Below are 15,906 nucleotides of genomic sequence, written 5' to 3'. Positions count from 1 at the left end.
TAATAATCGATTCACTATAGGAGGCATAAAGATATGAAAATGCACCATATTTGTATTCAAACGGATTGCTATGAAGCTTCAAAGCAGTTTTATATGACTATTTTAGGGTTTAAATTGATTCAAGAAACGCCAAACTTTCATATGAGAGCCTTTAATTCTTGGTTGGAACTTTCTGGTGTTATGATTGAGCTTCAAACACATAAAATAGGTGAAGCGCTGAGTGATTACAACAAAAACAGCAAGGGCATCGTGCACTTTGCGCTCTCAACAGAAGATATCGATTCTGAATACCATCGAATTAAAAAACTTGGGTTTGATCGATTTCAAAAAAAAGAAGGACAAGACATCTATGAAGTAAAAGGTGGCAAGCTGTTCAAAATAAAGGCTCCTGAAGGCACTATCGTTGAAATCAGAAGCAATTCCGGCCTTTAAAAGGACATCTGATAAAAAGATAAAGCAAATATAAAAACAAATGAAAAAGGCAATTAGTAGGAAGGATGAGACGATGAATCTCACAAGTGAATGGGCCAAATACGAAAATGAATCCACGTTTAATTTATCCATATTGCCAAAAGAAATTGTTGATATGGGCACATGGATCACATATGCACCAAAATCCTTTATTGTGACAAGAGGAGATTTTCCAAAATATCTCTATTTTATTAAGTCAGGTACTGCGCTTGGAACCAAGCACTACACAGATGGCAATGAATACAACTACTTTCAAATTGATAAAAGCAATGGCAATGTTGGCATGCTTGAGGTATTTGCCAAGAAAAACAGTTATGTAGCGACAGTTATCAGTGTTACAGAGCTTGTCGCCCTAAGAGTGGAATCAGCTGTGGTCTATGATTTTGTCATGACCAATCAAGAAATGTTGCGCCGATGTATCACGCTGATTGCTGAGGATTTATATAAGCGCTCAGGTGATGATGGCATCTTTTATTACCTTGATGGATTGAATAGGCTTAGATACTACCTGATCCACTATTATGACACACATAAAGACGAAGGCAAACGCGTTGTTATTGAAGCACAATATGAAGATATTGCCAAAAATATTGGTGTGAGCATTCGCACAGTGGGGAGAAGCATTCAAAAATTAAAGGCATTAGAAGAAATTGCATCTAAGAATAAAAAGATGATTATTACAGATGAAAAATATAAGCTCCTTCTCAAAAATCTTTGGAGCTGATGAAGACGAAGACAAGAACAAAAAAACAAGGCAACGCTCAAAATGCGGCCTTGTTTTTATTTTAAATTATATTTCAGGAAAAGGTCATGTGTCCTTTACATGAAATTGATTCACTCTTTATAATGAATTCAGAAAAACAACACAAAGAATTCAGAAAACCACACCAATTTTCTATAGGGGTTAGGAGCATAAGGATGACTAAAAAAAATACAAAGACGATTTTAATAGACACCGATTTAGGTGATGATGTAGATGATGCCGCTGCTATAATCATGGCACTGAATTCACCCGAACTCGAAATCATGGGGATTACCACAGTCTATCAGAACACATATAAAAGAGCAGAAATGGTGATGGATTTATGTAAGCAATACGGCAGAACTGACATCCCCATATATGCAGGTTATGGCACACCACTTATTGAAAGACCCGTACATGAAGAATCACCTATTCAATATGAAATTTTAAATAAAGGCGTTCACTATAATCCTAAAACAGATATAGATGCCGTTGATTTTATCATTCAATCGGTTAGAGATAACCCTGAATTAATTATCGTGGCAATGGGTGCCATGACCAATCTAGGGTTAGCCTTTCATAGGGCACCAGAAATTATGAAAAATGTCCAAATTATTGCCATGGGAGGTATGTTCACAAGTAGTGCACCTGAATGGAATCTATTATGTGATCCTGAAGCCGCAAGGATTGTAATGGATTTTTCAGAGTCATTAACCATGTTTGGACTGGATGTCACCAAATATTGTCTTATACAAGAGGAATTGTTAGATTCACTCTTTTCTAATAAGAGTGAACGCATGATGTATTATCGTAATGGGATAGAAATATTTAAAGAAAAGACAGGCTATCCCGTCACATTTCACGATGTGCTTTTAATCGCCTATTTAATTGATCCATCGATTGTTGAATTAAAACAAAGTGACTTCACCATTGAGCTTTCTGGGACGAGTACACGGGGCGCCATTGTATTTAAAGTAAATGCTTATGAAATTCATTCCAAGACGGATCGGAATTTTCGCTACGCCACTAAAATGGATGAAGCCAAATTCAGAGATCTTGTCATAAAAAGGATTTCATAAATAAAATACTTTGAAGTATATAAAAAGATTATGCCAATTAAAGCGTATAAGAAAAAAGGGAGGACTAAATTATGAAAAAAGCGTTTGCACTATTGCTTGCTATGAGTCTAATGATGGGGGTATTTTTCACAGGATGTTCATCGCAACCAAATACGAATGACACTCAAAATGCTCAAAACACTGAAAGCAATAAAAGTGAAGAAAGTACTAATGCCACAAATACCAACACTGAAAATGATACTTCAGACTATAAAGTTGCATTGATGATACCAGGTAACTTAGGGGACAAATCATTTTTCGATGCTGCTTTTAATTCAATTGAATTGCTAAAATCTGAACTAGGAATCCAAGTTGACTATGTGGAAAGTGGCTCTGATTCTTCTAAATACTATTCCGCTTATGTCGATTTATGTGAAAAAAATTATGATCTTATTTTAACGGTGTCAAGCAATGGTGACGATGCATTGACTCAAATAGCTGAAGAATACCCTGAGCAGAAATTTATCAATTTAGATGATACAATGGAAGAGATACCAGCGAATGTCTACATCATCTCACCTAAAAACAATGAAATGTGTTATCTCAGTGGTGCCGTTGCAGCATTAAAGGCAAAAGAACTTGGTGAAAATACAATTGGTTTCGTGGGTGGCATGGATATACCAGGCATCAATGAATTTTTGGTAGGCTATATTGAAGGTGCTCAACAAATAAATCCAGATATTAAAGTGGCGGCTTCATATGTGGGCAGCTTCACAGATACAGCTAAAGGTAAAGAAAATGGCCTATTGCTTTATAATTCAGGCGTTTCTGTTATATTTGCAGCAGCAGGACAATCCGGCCTGGGCGTTATCGATGCAGCTGTTGCCAAAGAAAAATTTGCAATTGGTGTGGATTCAGATCAAGCTGAGGCATTGAAAGAAGCACAACCGGATATGGCTAATGTCATCATCACTTCTGCAATCAAGAATATTCCTCAAACGGCTCTAATGATTGTAAAAAAAGCTATGGCTGATGATGTTGCGTATGGCACAAAAGGCTTCTATGGCCTTAAAGATGGCGCCGTTGGCATTGCAAATAATGAATTCTATCAAAAACTTTTAAGTGAATCCGATCGAAATACAGTGAGTGAACTTCAAGCAAAAGTTGTAAATGGAGAAGCTACAATAACGGATACAGCAGGGCTAACCACTGAACAAGTCAATACAATCAGAGATGCTGTACGTCCTTAGATTCATATTGTATAGTAGCTAAATTGTATGATCGTTAAAGATTAAGGTGGATATATGAGCAATTACATTTTAGAAATGAACAACATTTCAAAAATATATGGAAACGGCGTCGTAGCGAACTCGAATGTCTCCTTTAATCTAAAAAAAGGTGAGATTCATTCACTCGTGGGTGAAAATGGTTCTGGTAAAACAACATTGATGAAAATTCTCTTCGGGATGGAAGCGCCATCCCGTGGAGAAATCATTTTAAACGGCAAGCAGGTCCAGTTCTCGGATTCAAAAGAAGCCATAAAAAATGGTATTGGAATGGTCCATCAGCATTTTATGTTGGTTGAATCTTTTTCCGTCGCACAGAATATTGTGTTAGGCATGGAGATGAAAAAAAGACTGTTTGTCAACGAAGAAAAATCCATTCAGTTTACGGAGGCATTGAGTAAAAAATACAATTTGATCGTAGATCCTAAAGAGATCACCAAGAAGCTCCCAGTTGGGGTAAAGCAAAAGGTTGAGATCTTAAAAGCCCTTGCACGTGGTGCAGAAATATTAATTCTCGACGAACCCACAGCAGTTCTTGCACCACAGGAAACGGAACAACTTTTTAAGGAATTGATGCATCTAAAGGCACAAGGACATACGATTGTCTTTATTTCTCACAAGATTCCAGAAATTAAGCTAATATCTGATCGCATCACGGTCATAAGAAGTGGCAAAACAGTTGGAACTTACAATGCGTCTGATGTTTCAGAAAAAGAAATTTCTAATTTTATCATGGGTTGTGAGATGGATATTTCTATAAAGAAGAACGCACATCACTATAGCACCAATAAAATAAGTGTTGACCACATCACCTATAAGGATCAAGAACAGGTACAATTACTCAAAGAAATTAACTTCGGTGTTAAAGGCGGCATGATTTTTGGAATCGCTGGCGTGCAAGGCAATGGTCAAGTGGAGTTAATCGATATGTTGACGAGACGTATGCCTATTCAAAACGGCGATATCTCATTTAATGGTCAAACGATCAAAGAAGATACCATTGCTCAAATCCGAAAAAGAGAAGTTGGTTACATTCCAGAAGATCGTTTAGATCAGGGCGTCGCAGTAAAAGAGTCCATCAGCGACAACATGATTTCCAATCAAATCTACTCAGAAGATTTTTGTAAACATGGCCTTTTAAATTTTAAGAAAATCAGTGCTTTTGTCAATCGGAACATATCGGATTATGAAATCCGTTGTATGGGGCAGACTCAACCTATTGGCATGCTTTCAGGCGGCAATATGCAGAAAGTGGTCGTTGCAAGGGAATGTGAGAACAATCCACAAATTTTAATTGCCGAACAACCCACAAGAGGTGTTGACATAGGCGCCGCTCATATTATACACAAGAAAATAATAGAACTGAGGGATCAGGGATGTGCTGTCTTGTTGGTTTCTGCGGATTTAAACGAGATTCTTAAACTCTCTGATGTCATTGCCGTAATGTATGAAGGTGAAATTGTGGCCTATTATGATCATACAGAAGGCCTTAACGAAGAACAATTGGGCATCCATATGCTTGGAATAGAAAGACATACGCCAGAACAAATTGCAAAGGCGGTTAATAGAGATGAATAGAGAAAAGTCCTTTAATATTATTAGAACATTGTTTTCAATGGTTGCAGCAATCTTGGTTGCCTTTATCATCATTGTCATGGTGAGCAAAAATCCCTTTGAGTCGATCCAAATTTTCTTATTGAAACCTTTGACTTCAAAGCGCTATATTGGCAATATCATTGAAGCGGCAATTCCGTTGATTTTTTCTGGTCTGTCCATTTCTCTTCTGTTTAGAACAGGGCTCTTTAATCTAGGTGGAGAAGGGGTATTCTATTTCTCGGGTATTATAGGTTCCATACTTGCAATCTGGTTGAAATTACCGCCTATCTTATTACCCCTTGCCTGTTTTACAGCAAGCGCTATAGCGGGGACTGCCGTGATGTTGGTTCCCGGTATTCTCAGAGCAAAATATAATGCCAACGAAATGGTCACATCTCTCATGATGAACAGTATCGTATTAGGGATAGGCAGCTACATTTTAAACAATATTTTACGCGATCCAAGTGTTGCCAATCTGGTATCTTACAAGTATAATTCTGATGCATTATTGCCTGTGATCTTAAAAGGTACAAGAGTCCATGCGGGGTTCTTAATTGCACTTTTATGTGCCGCTTTGGTGTATGTCTATATCTATAAGACGAGAAGCGGCTATGAAATCAGAGTTACAGGAACCAATCCAAAATTTGCACAGTATTCGGGTATCAATGTCACTAAGGTCATCATTATGGTTCATGTGCTCGCAGGCGCCATTGCCGGTGTCGGTGGTATGGTTGAGTGTTTAGGCCTTCATAGACGTTTTGAGTGGACCGGTTTACCGGGCTATGGTTTTGACGGTTGTATGATTGCGATGCTCGCCAATAACAATCCTTTTGGTGTGGTTGGTGCCTCTTTGTTTGTGGGCTATTTGAGAGTCGGTGCAGACTTAGTAAACCGATCAGCAGATGTCCCAACTGAAATGATTGCCATTTTGCAGAGTTTGATTATTCTCTTAATTTCTGCTGAAAAACTTCTCAAAAAATACAGACAGAGATGGATAGAAAAAGATGTAAAGGAGGTTAACCATGAAGTCGCTTCTTGATTTAATCTCCACGAGTGATTTTATATATTCCATATTTCGTGTAACGACACCTTTGCTTTTTGCTTCAATGGGAGCAGTCGTATCGGACGTAGCAGGGGTACCCAATATTTCACTTGAAGGTTTGATGCTAATTGCCGCATTCTCAGGTATGTTTTTTAGTTATCTCAGTCAAAGTGCACTTATTGGTTTGATCATGGCACTTGTAATGGCTGTTGCATTCTCGGGACTCCTTGCTTTTTTTACTTTGCACTACAAAACCAATATCATCCTTGGCGGTATTGCCATCAACAGCTTGGCAAGTGGCGGTACAATATTTTTTCTTTACCTTGTTGCTCACGATAAAGGCACGAGTATTTCCTTGGCAAGTAAAGTACTGCCCACGATTAACATACCGATCATTCAGGATCTACCTATTGTCGGTCACATTATCTCCGGCCATAATATTCTAACTTACCTTTCACTTTTAGCAGTACTCTTCACGTATTACTTACTCAAGAAAACCGCCTTGGGTTTTCACATTAGAGCTGTGGGGGAGAAAAAGGAAGCCGCGGAATCTGTAGGCATTAACGTGACTAAGATACAGGCGATTGCAATTTTATTCAGTGGACTCATGTGTGGCTTTGGAGGCGCATTTATGTCTATGGGCTATGTTTCATGGTTCTCACGTGATATGATCAGTGGTAGAGGATGGATTGCACTTGCGGCTGAATCTATGGGAAGACAAACTGTTTTAGGATCTGCACTGACTTCATTTCTATTTGGCATTGCCGATGCATTATCCAATGCACTGGCATCCATGGGGTATTCATCGGATCTGGTAAAAACGATTCCATATTTCGCCACATTGATTGGCATCACTATATTCTCAGTTAGAATTTATCGAAAATCAAAAAAAATTGCTTAGATGTAAGTTCTCTTGTTTTTTCTAAATAAATGAAGGTTTTATCCATTCTGTTTTGGATAAAGCCTTTTGCTTTATCGCAAACCCTATGCTTAAGAAAGACGAATGATTTAAACAGCATTTGACAGCATTTTACAGCATTTGAGCTATCTCCGATGCTACAAAATGATTTTCGCCGGCGCCGCTTTTGGCTCAAATCTTCTTGTTTTAATAAAAAAGTCTTAAATCTATACGTTTAGACTTTTTTGTTATTCATAAAATGGTATAATCATTATGTCAGAAAAACTGCCTAGACATAAAAATAATAGGGATTTTTATAATGTTGAAGAAAATAAAATCATTGTGGATACGTTACAGATCATATTAAATACTATCAAACACGAAAGAAGGTACCTCCGTGACACAAATTACAATCGTCATATTGTTAACCATCATTATTCACTTTATCAACACGCTGGCCTATTCCGTCAGAATCGTGGGCGTCAGAACAGGCAAAATCGCCATATCTTTTGCACTGTTTAATTTGGTGGTACTGGTTGCAAGGACATCTAATACGATTCAGGCCCCTCTGTTAGCTAAGACTGTTGAGTCCAGTATAAAGAGTGGGGCAACTGTGGAATTGATCCTCTATTTTAGATACATATTATTTGCAGCCACACTGGGCACCTTATTTGCTGCTGTTTTTATACCGACATTCCAAAGAATGTACTCCAAAGCAGTGAATACTTTCAACATTTGCAAATCAATCCCTCGATTGCTCTTGTACGGATTTTCAAAAGCGGGTATTCGTCAATTTAAAGAAAATATTAAAGCGCCCTCGATCAATAATATCAAGCAAATCAAAACAGCAAGCCATTTGCCCATAAGAATTACAATTCTAAATATGCTTGCAGTTGCGTTGCTTTCTGTGGGAGTCTTGTCTGCGCTCTACGCAGGGGTGTTGGCACCTGAGTTTAGAACTACTGCGAGTACACTCAGCTCAGTTATAACAGGTCTATCAACAATTATCCTCTTCGTTTTTATCGATCCTCATTTATCCATCATGACAGATGCAGTGATTGAAGGTAAGACAACAGAGGGAGAGTTTAGACGCACCATCACATTTATGGTCTTTGGGCGCGTTTTGGGCACACTTTTAGCTCAAATATTACTTTTACCAGCTGCCTATGTGATCGCCACAATAGCTACTGAGATACTCTAAGTCATCCCATTCTAAAGGAGAAAAATTATGCGTTATAAATTATTAAGTAAAATAGGCATTAGATTAATTGCTCTATTCTTTATTCTGAGTAACTTTTCATATATTGTTGGTGCTGTCATAACAGTTGTAAACCATTTAAATCAAAGTAATATCATCGAGAATTATTCACTCTTCCTCCCCATAGCTACCATGTTGCTAACCTTTCTACTTGGTATCTGCCTCTGGATTTTTGCTGATAAAATAGCAGATCATATGATTGGTAAAATTCAAATTGAGGCTTCTAAGGAAGAACTCGATTATCAAAAAGTTCAATATGTTGCTTTTTCTGTAGCAGGCCTCCTAATCATTAGTGACGCAGTGCCAGATTTAATCAGTGCCCTTTATCAAATCGTCGCATTACAGAAATACACGATGAATTCACTCGATAAGGTCAGCGTTGCTTATCACAGTCAATTGATCACAGCCCTGTTGAAATCCATCTTTGGTATTTGGCTCACACTGGGCTCAAAGGGTATTATTAACAGTATTAAAAAGTTAAAAACCGCTGGTCTAAATGATATAGAAGAAGGTGAAGATGGTGAAGAAAGGTGAAAACGAATAAAAAGCGTTTATCCATGTATCTACTCATTATCTTACTCCTAGTTATGGTTCTGAGACTTGCAGGTTTTATAGACCTTAATTGGTATATGGTTCAGACACAAGGAGATCAAATGGGCTCATTTGGTAAAACAAGTGAACAGAAGAGCTACCAAATCAATTTTGAATACGACAATGAGATTATCCATAAGCATACAATTGTAAGTGACGGACAAGAACCAATGGTGATCACTGCTAAAATTGATCCCTATATTTATGAGGGCAACTATTTTATGCCGTTATACAAGGATTTTACAATGCAGTACACCTGTACTTTTACGACGTCGTCGGATGAACCAGAAGATGGGATCACAGAAAAACCACTATTACAAGGTCGTGTTGAAGGCACTATTAAAACAAAGATTACGGGCTTATGTACCATGAAAAAAGGAAAAACGCTAGTCACTGAAAAAGCGCTCAATACCATAACGGACTATGTTATTAAAACTTTGAGTCATTAATGATACTTTTATAGAGGCGATTTTGATAAGTAATATGGGAAAGCTCACACGAAAGGGGAAAACAATCATGATTAAAAATCAAGGCACTGTTGAATTAGAAACGAACAGAATTATTCTGAGACGCTTTACCATGGAAGATGCAGATGCCATGTTTAATAACTGGGCAAGTGATGAGGAGATCAGCCGATATATGAGATGGCCATTTCATCGCCAAGTGGCGGAAACAAAACAGATCATTAACTCTTGGCTAGAGCTTTATAAAAGAGAAAACTTTTATCTCTGGGGAATCGTCTTAAAAGAGACGAATACGTTGGTGGGTTCCATTAACTTATTTGCCGTAAATGAATTCGATGCTTGCGGTGATGTCGGCTATTGCATCGGAAGAGCATTTTGGGGCAAAGGTATTGCGAGTCACGCATTACAGGCCGTTATAGAATATGCTTTTAACACAATAGGGTTTAATAGAATAGAATCATACCATGCAATCCAAAATCCTGCATCAGGGAAGGTCATGTCGAATGTAGGTATGCAATTTGAGGGCTCTGCAAAACAAAAGTATAGAAGCAATCAAGGCTATGAAGATTGCAATATGTACGCTATTATTAAAGAGGCATATCATAGAGAATCGATTATTATCTCTAAATAGAGTTAGAGCGTTAAATAATACATTTAAAATTCAAATAGGAAAGGGTTTAAATATGACACAGATAAACAGTAGGGATACAATTATTTTCGATGCAGGAGGCGTATTATTTCAAATAAAAGCATTTAGAAATTCAATTGTCAATCGAGTTTTGCTTTCTATGGGCTATGATCAAACCAAGATCGATATAGCCCTTGAAAGAGCTAAAGAGATTGACAATATCTATTGTAATGAAGCGGACAAAATTGTTTCATGGTCTGATGAGAAAGAGTGGTTGACTCAGCGCTATTCAAAAATTGTTGAGTCCATAGATCCAGGGAATTTTGAATTGAGAGATAAGCTCTTTTTGCTTGCTTTTGATACCTTTCAGTATGAACTCTATGACGAAACCGTTGATGTTTTGGAAAGATTAAAAATGCAATACAATCTAGTCGTACTTTCCAATGCGACAGCTTCTTTAGACTGGGCCTTTGATCTCTTAGACCTCAGAAAATACTTTAGTGAGGTAATTATATCCTCCTATGAAAAATGTGCTAAACCCGATCCCAAATTATTTGAGATCACACTGAACAAAATCAAAAAGCAAGGTCATGAGTGCCTTTTCATTGATGACAAAGTTGAGAATGTAAATACTGCTAATGAGCTGGGGATATTGGGCTTTCATTTAGACAGAAAGCATGGCGCAACGTTAAGAGATTTTGAAACGATGCTTAAGCATCTATAAAGTATGGAGGATCCTATATGAGTAAAGAATTATCACAAATGTCCTTAGAAGAATTATGGACATTATTTCCAATCATCTTAAAAGAACATAATGAAAATTATAAACAATGGTATGATGAAGAAGAATCCAATATTCGAAGTTTTCTTTCAAGAAAAGAAATCTCACGTATCAGTCATATTGGCAGCAGTGCCGTCAAAGGGCTTTTATCTAAACCCACTGTGGATATTTTATTGGAGATAACCCCTGACACAGCAATGTCTGAAATCTCAAAAATCCTGTGCCAGAATGGCTGGACTTTAATGAATACTCAGATGACACCTTATTTAAGTTATGTTTTCAATAAAGGCTATACAAAAGATGGTTTTGCAGAAAAAGTCTATCATCTACATATGCGAAGTGCAGGTGATTGGGATGAACTTTATTTTCGAGATTACTTAATAGATCATCCAGAGGTCGCAAATGCATATGGCTATTTAAAACAAGACCTTTTATCTTCTTATAAACATGATCGAGAGGGTTATACTGAAGCTAAAACTGAATTTATAGCACACTTTACAAAAAAAGCACGTGAGTTGTACGGTAAAGAAAAATAAATGCAGTTGAGTATATTAGATGCTTGAATAGATGAATCTTTAATTTGAGCCAAAAAAATAATTTGAACTGAAAACATGTAGGGAGTTGATGCCAATGGAAACAAAAATAGATATAGACACATGGCCAAGAAAAGCTCAGTATGAATTTTTTAGAACAATGGACTATCCACATTTTAATATATGCGCAAATGTGGATATCACAAAATTCTATGCATATATTAAATCAAAGTCACTCTCTTTTTATACCACAATGATCTATATAACCACAAAAGCTGCCAATGAAATCCCCGAATTTAGGTACAGGCTCAGAGGAGATGAAATCATAGAACATGATATTGTACATCCTTCATTTATAATAATGGGGCAGCCTGAAGTATTTAGTTTTTGTGCCGTATCTTATTCAGAAAATCTCGAAGCCTTCACTGCAGCAGTAAACGACAGAGTTGAAGCATTAAAAAATACTATAAATCTCGTAAATGAGCAAGAAAGAGATGACATGCTCTATATCACCAGTATGCCCTGGGTCTCTTTCACAAGTTTATCGCATCCCATAAATATAAAATCAGTGGATTCCATCCCTAGAATTGCTTTTGGAAAGTATTTTAAAGAGCAGGATCTATTGAAAATGCCTCTCTCTGTACAAGTTAATCATATACTCATGGATGGCATACATGTGGGCAAATTTTACGAAATTATTCAAGAAATGCTTGACCATCCTGAAGAATCCCTTTGTTTATAATTTGTATTAAGCAACTGTATTTTTAAAAATAAATAAGGACGCCGCGTTCAATCATTTCACATGGACTTCACACAACATGCTTATAATTTGCATATAAAAACTAGAAAGGTGTGAAACATATGAAAAAGAGGTTAGGTATTTATTTATTAATTGCAACATTAGTGATTGGGAGTTGTATACCAACTGCTTTTGCAACTGCTTTTGCAACCACAAATGATCATGTGGTGAAAGTTATTTATAACGGTGAAAAGATAGAGTTTGATACTGAACCAGTCATCGCAAATGGTAGAACAATGGTGCCAGTAAGTGCTATATTTACAGCATTGGATATGAAAGTGACTTGGGATGCTTCAACTCAAAGCGTAACAGCGAAAAAGGACAATCTTGAAATTGTTTTGACCATTGGTTCAAATGAGGGCTTTGTGAATGGCAAGAAGATCATGCTCGACGCTGCACCTTTCATCGAAAATGGTAGAACGATGGTCCCTTTGAGATTTATTGCAGAGAGCACAGGTGCCAATGTCACATGGGATAGCGCTAATTATATCGCATCCATCTATACCGATACAATTCCAAATACAAATACAAATCCAAGTACAAGTACAAATACTGTCTCAACTGATTTAACGTATAAAATAGTAGACACCGGTGAGAATACACTCTATTCAGATAAAGCTATTTTAAACCAAGTTAATGTCGGTGACGCTTTTTATGGTCAAGATGGCAATTATGAAGGCAATCAACCAAGTTATACCGATAACCACGATGGCACAGTCACTGATCTTGTCACTGGACTGATGTGGCAACAGACGATGGCTTCTAAAATGTCTTACGATGATGCTGTAAAATACGCCAATGCAAGTCAACTAGCAGGCTATAGCGATTGGCGATTACCAACCATCAAAGAACTGTTTTCGTTAATACAATACACGGGTAAATCAGGTGGCGAAGTCGCAGATGTGCTTTATATAGACACACAATATTTTGATCAACCCCTTGGGGATACAAGTATTGGTGAAAGAGAAATCGATGCACAAGAATGGTCTAGTACCAAGTATGTTGGTCTTACCATGAATCACAATGAAACGGTCTTCGGTGTAAATTTTATAGATGGTAGAATTAAAGGCTATCCTTTGACAAAAAGGAATGGTGATGATAATATAGGCTATTTTAGACTCGTAAGAGGCAATGAGGCCTATGGCAAAAATAACTTCATCGATAATGGTGATGGCACTATAACTGATTTGGCCACAGGACTGATGTGGCAAATGGCTGATGACGGTGCTACAAGAGATTGGGAAGAGGCTTTAAGTTATGCTGAAAATCTCAGTCTTGCGGGTTATGAAGATTGGAGACTGCCAAATGTCAAAGAACTTCAAAGTATAGTCGATTATACAAAGAGTGTTCAGACAACTGGAACCCCAGCAATTGATGATCTTTTTACATTGACACCTATTAAAGATCCAAATGGCAAATCTAACTTTGGTTTTTACTGGACAAGCACAACGCATCAAGATGGCAAAAACATCTCAAGTAGTGCGGCATATGTGGCCTTTGGAGAAGCTCAGGGCAAAATGAACAATACATTGATGGATGTACACGGCTGTGGTGCTGTTAGAAGTGATCCTAAATCAGGTAATGCATCAGATTACCCGCAATATTTCGGACCGCAAGGTGATGTCAGATATGTTTATAACCATGTGCTTGCCGTGAGAAATGTAAATCAATAAAGTAAGTTTACTAAAACGCTTATAGTCTATTCATTTGACTTAAGCGTTTTTTTATATAATCAGTAATTCACTAGATGCATTATCCTAAAAATGAGTAGCAAAGAATGTGATGAAGAATCTTGTTGTGCGAATACTTCACAGTCACTTCACATAGATGCATTATCCTAGTATTATCAAATATCTAGGAGAGAAGACCATGAATAATTTTTTAAGAAAAGAAATCATTGGCGAAACGGACAAGTTTAAAGGCCCTTATGGGAAGCGATTTATAACATATGCTGACTACACTGCATCAGGAAGAGGTGTTAGATTTATTGAGCGTTGCATGGAAAAACTTTTGGCAAGCTATGGCAACACTCACACTGAAAACAGTTATGTCGGTCGAGAGACCACAACTCTTTATAAAGAGGCCAAAAATAAAATCAAAATAGAAGTCAATGCGAGAGCAGAAGATATTATTATCGCTACGGGAAACGGTAGTACAGGCGCTATTAATCATCTCATGAAATTACTCGGATTGACGCGTAATTATAAATATGAGAAAGCTTTAAAAACATTTATAGATGAGCATTCTGAGCATCAACATCTCATCCACACCGTTGAAGCCTTTGAAAATACTTATAAACCCGTCGTCTTCATCTCTTCATATGAACATCATTCAAATGAGTTGCCTTTTAGAGAGGGCTTTGCAGAAATCGTTAAAATAGGGCTTACCTCTGAGGGTCACTTTGATTTAAATGACTTGCAAAACAAGGTCAATTTGCCACAATACGCTTCTAGACGAAAAATCGGTTCGTTCTCAGCTGCTTCTAACGTTACGGGCATCCTCACACCATGTTATAAAATCGCCAAGATCATGCATGAGGCAAATGGTCTCGTATTCTTTGATTTTGCAACTGCTGGGCCATATGTTGAGATCGATATGCAAAAGGATGAACAGTGTTATTTTGATGGTATCTATCTGTCCATGCACAAATTTCTTGGAGGCCCAGGTGCCTGTGGTTTATTGATCATTAACGGTTCTATTTATGATGATACTCAACCACCGAGTACACTTGGTGGTGGGATTGTGGACTATGTCACACACGATGATCACAAATATATACTTTCACCAGAAGGTAGAGAAGAGGCGGGGACACCAGGTGTAATTCAAATGATCCGGGCAAGTCTCGCATTTGAACTAAAGGCTTTAGCACAAGCTGATCTCATAAAAGAAATCGAAGAATATTACTGTCAATTGGCATATGAAAAACTCAGTCAAATGGAAAATATTGATCTATATGGACCAAAGTCCAGTGATAATCGTCTACCTATCTTTTCTTTCAATGTCAAGCATCGTGACGGTTACTTACATCCAAGTTTCATTTGTACCTTACTCAGTGATCTCTTTGGCATACAAGCTCGTGCAGGTTGTTCTTGTGCAGGTCCTTATGGCATTAAGCTTTTAGCTTTTGATGAGGATGAAGTGACGCTTTATAAAGAGGCCCTTGATGCGCAAATCAATATCATGAAACCGGGTTGGGTTCGAATATCATTGCACTATTCTATGCCAGAAGAAACAGTCAATTATATTCTTGAAGCCATTGAATTCATCGCAAAGCAAGGGCATACATTTCTAGCGGATTATGAAGCATCCTGTGTAACAGGTGAATGGCGTCATGTTTCATTTGAAACAGAAAAAGCTTCAATAAATTTAGTGGATGCCATTTTTGCTGCATATATGCCAGTCCTTAAAAAGCGTATCAAATCGCTCCCAAAAGCGGAAACGTATCGCCGCTATATCAGAAAGGCAAAGCAATTATCTGAGAGTAAATCTAAAGATAAAGGCAAAATTAGAACTGAATTATATGCAAAAGACGCATTACCTAAAATAGCTTGGTTCTATACTGCAAAATTATAAATAGATCAACTTATCTTATTCAAATTGAATCCTTATAAGTCGCTAAAATATCAGACATTTCAGCGATTTTTTATTAAAACAATAAGATTTGAGCCGAAAGCTGTGCTGAGGAATGTTCAACCTCAAACAGCGTCAGCGAAAATCGTTTTGAGACATCGGAGATGGCTCAAATGTTGTTGTATGCAA

General features: G+C 37.4%; 16 protein-coding genes. All 16 read left to right on the top strand.

Annotated elements, in window-relative coordinates; all coding sequences use genetic code 11:
- Positions 1-33: 33 nt before the first annotated feature.
- The 16 genes from ISU02_RS02630 to ISU02_RS02555 all read left to right on the top strand — a co-directional run bounded on the left by ISU02_RS02630 (position 34) and on the right by ISU02_RS02555 (position 15,720).
- Positions 34-432 carry a VOC family protein gene (locus ISU02_RS02630; RefSeq protein WP_194700218.1) on the top strand — a complete coding sequence of 133 codons (399 nt, stop codon included), beginning with the start codon at positions 34-36 and terminating at the stop codon, positions 430-432.
- Positions 433-505: 73 nt separating this feature from the next.
- On the top strand, positions 506-1,195 hold the full coding sequence (locus ISU02_RS02625; RefSeq protein WP_207736149.1) for a Crp/Fnr family transcriptional regulator: 690 nt from the start codon (positions 506-508) through the stop codon (positions 1,193-1,195).
- Between the two features lie 194 nt (positions 1,196-1,389).
- Positions 1,390-2,292: a nucleoside hydrolase gene (locus ISU02_RS02620; protein ID WP_194700216.1), complete on the top strand. Its 903-nt coding sequence runs from the start codon at positions 1,390-1,392 to the stop codon at positions 2,290-2,292.
- A gap of 71 nt (positions 2,293-2,363) precedes the next feature.
- Positions 2,364-3,521, top strand: coding sequence for a BMP family ABC transporter substrate-binding protein (locus ISU02_RS02615; RefSeq protein WP_194700215.1), 1,158 nt, complete (start codon positions 2,364-2,366; stop codon positions 3,519-3,521).
- A 54-nt stretch (positions 3,522-3,575) separates the two neighbouring features.
- Positions 3,576-5,135, top strand: a complete 1,560-nt coding sequence (locus tag ISU02_RS02610; protein ID WP_194700214.1) for an ABC transporter ATP-binding protein — start codon at positions 3,576-3,578, stop codon at positions 5,133-5,135.
- Complete coding sequence (locus tag ISU02_RS02605) at positions 5,128-6,192, top strand: ABC transporter permease (protein ID WP_194700213.1); 1,065 nt, start codon at positions 5,128-5,130, stop codon at positions 6,190-6,192. The genes ISU02_RS02610 and ISU02_RS02605 overlap by 8 nt, the downstream gene beginning before the upstream one ends.
- Positions 6,176-7,096: an ABC transporter permease gene (locus ISU02_RS02600; protein WP_194700212.1), complete on the top strand. Its 921-nt coding sequence runs from the start codon at positions 6,176-6,178 to the stop codon at positions 7,094-7,096. The genes ISU02_RS02605 and ISU02_RS02600 overlap by 17 nt, the downstream gene beginning before the upstream one ends.
- A gap of 394 nt (positions 7,097-7,490) precedes the next feature.
- Positions 7,491-8,294: a lipid II flippase Amj family protein gene (locus tag ISU02_RS02595; protein ID WP_194700211.1), complete on the top strand. Its 804-nt coding sequence runs from the start codon at positions 7,491-7,493 to the stop codon at positions 8,292-8,294.
- Positions 8,295-8,321: 27 nt separating this feature from the next.
- Entirely contained in the window at positions 8,322-8,885 is a 564-nt protein-coding gene (locus ISU02_RS02590) for a hypothetical protein (protein WP_194700210.1), read from the top strand.
- Positions 8,882-9,391, top strand: a complete 510-nt coding sequence (locus ISU02_RS02585) for a hypothetical protein (RefSeq protein ID WP_194700209.1) — start codon at positions 8,882-8,884, stop codon at positions 9,389-9,391. Before ISU02_RS02590 ends, ISU02_RS02585 begins: the two co-directional genes overlap by 4 nt.
- A 67-nt stretch (positions 9,392-9,458) precedes the next feature.
- The gene (locus ISU02_RS02580; RefSeq protein ID WP_194700208.1) at positions 9,459-10,037 is read left to right on the top strand and encodes a GNAT family N-acetyltransferase; all 579 of its coding nucleotides are present in this window, start codon (positions 9,459-9,461) and stop codon (positions 10,035-10,037) included.
- A 52-nt stretch (positions 10,038-10,089) separates the two neighbouring features.
- Positions 10,090-10,758, top strand: coding sequence for an HAD family hydrolase (locus tag ISU02_RS02575; RefSeq protein ID WP_194700207.1), 669 nt, complete (start codon positions 10,090-10,092; stop codon positions 10,756-10,758).
- Positions 10,759-10,775: 17 nt separating this feature from the next.
- Complete coding sequence (locus tag ISU02_RS02570) at positions 10,776-11,351, top strand: GrpB family protein (protein WP_194700206.1); 576 nt, start codon at positions 10,776-10,778, stop codon at positions 11,349-11,351.
- A gap of 94 nt (positions 11,352-11,445) precedes the next feature.
- Positions 11,446-12,090, top strand: a complete 645-nt coding sequence (locus tag ISU02_RS02565) for a chloramphenicol acetyltransferase (RefSeq protein WP_194700205.1) — start codon at positions 11,446-11,448, stop codon at positions 12,088-12,090.
- Positions 12,091-12,209: 119 nt separating this feature from the next.
- Positions 12,210-13,820: an Lcl domain-containing protein gene (locus tag ISU02_RS02560; RefSeq protein WP_207736148.1), complete on the top strand. Its 1,611-nt coding sequence runs from the start codon at positions 12,210-12,212 to the stop codon at positions 13,818-13,820.
- 196 nt (positions 13,821-14,016) lie between these two features.
- Positions 14,017-15,720, top strand: coding sequence for an aminotransferase class V-fold PLP-dependent enzyme (locus ISU02_RS02555; protein WP_194700204.1), 1,704 nt, complete (start codon positions 14,017-14,019; stop codon positions 15,718-15,720).
- Positions 15,721-15,906: the final 186 nt, after the last annotated feature.

The organism is Fusibacter ferrireducens, assembly GCF_015352425.1.
Classification (GTDB): domain Bacteria; phylum Bacillota; class Clostridia; order Peptostreptococcales; family Acidaminobacteraceae; genus Fusibacter_A; species Fusibacter_A ferrireducens.
This window is presented reverse-complemented; position numbering and strand designations above follow the sequence as displayed.

Coding starts and splice junctions, on each gene's coding strand:
- ISU02_RS02630 (WP_194700218.1), top strand. CDS start 34: ATGAAAATGCACCATATTTGTATTCAAACGGATTGCTATGAAGCTTCA.
- ISU02_RS02625 (WP_207736149.1), top strand. CDS start 506: ATGAATCTCACAAGTGAATGGGCCAAATACGAAAATGAATCCACGTTT.
- ISU02_RS02620 (WP_194700216.1), top strand. CDS start 1,390: ATGACTAAAAAAAATACAAAGACGATTTTAATAGACACCGATTTAGGT.
- ISU02_RS02615 (WP_194700215.1), top strand. CDS start 2,364: ATGAAAAAAGCGTTTGCACTATTGCTTGCTATGAGTCTAATGATGGGG.
- ISU02_RS02610 (WP_194700214.1), top strand. CDS start 3,576: ATGAGCAATTACATTTTAGAAATGAACAACATTTCAAAAATATATGGA.
- ISU02_RS02605 (WP_194700213.1), top strand. CDS start 5,128: ATGAATAGAGAAAAGTCCTTTAATATTATTAGAACATTGTTTTCAATG.
- ISU02_RS02600 (WP_194700212.1), top strand. CDS start 6,176: ATGAAGTCGCTTCTTGATTTAATCTCCACGAGTGATTTTATATATTCC.
- ISU02_RS02590 (WP_194700210.1), top strand. CDS start 8,322: ATGCGTTATAAATTATTAAGTAAAATAGGCATTAGATTAATTGCTCTA.
- ISU02_RS02580 (WP_194700208.1), top strand. CDS start 9,459: ATGATTAAAAATCAAGGCACTGTTGAATTAGAAACGAACAGAATTATT.
- ISU02_RS02575 (WP_194700207.1), top strand. CDS start 10,090: ATGACACAGATAAACAGTAGGGATACAATTATTTTCGATGCAGGAGGC.
- ISU02_RS02570 (WP_194700206.1), top strand. CDS start 10,776: ATGAGTAAAGAATTATCACAAATGTCCTTAGAAGAATTATGGACATTA.
- ISU02_RS02565 (WP_194700205.1), top strand. CDS start 11,446: ATGGAAACAAAAATAGATATAGACACATGGCCAAGAAAAGCTCAGTAT.
- ISU02_RS02560 (WP_207736148.1), top strand. CDS start 12,210: ATGAAAAAGAGGTTAGGTATTTATTTATTAATTGCAACATTAGTGATT.
- ISU02_RS02555 (WP_194700204.1), top strand. CDS start 14,017: ATGAATAATTTTTTAAGAAAAGAAATCATTGGCGAAACGGACAAGTTT.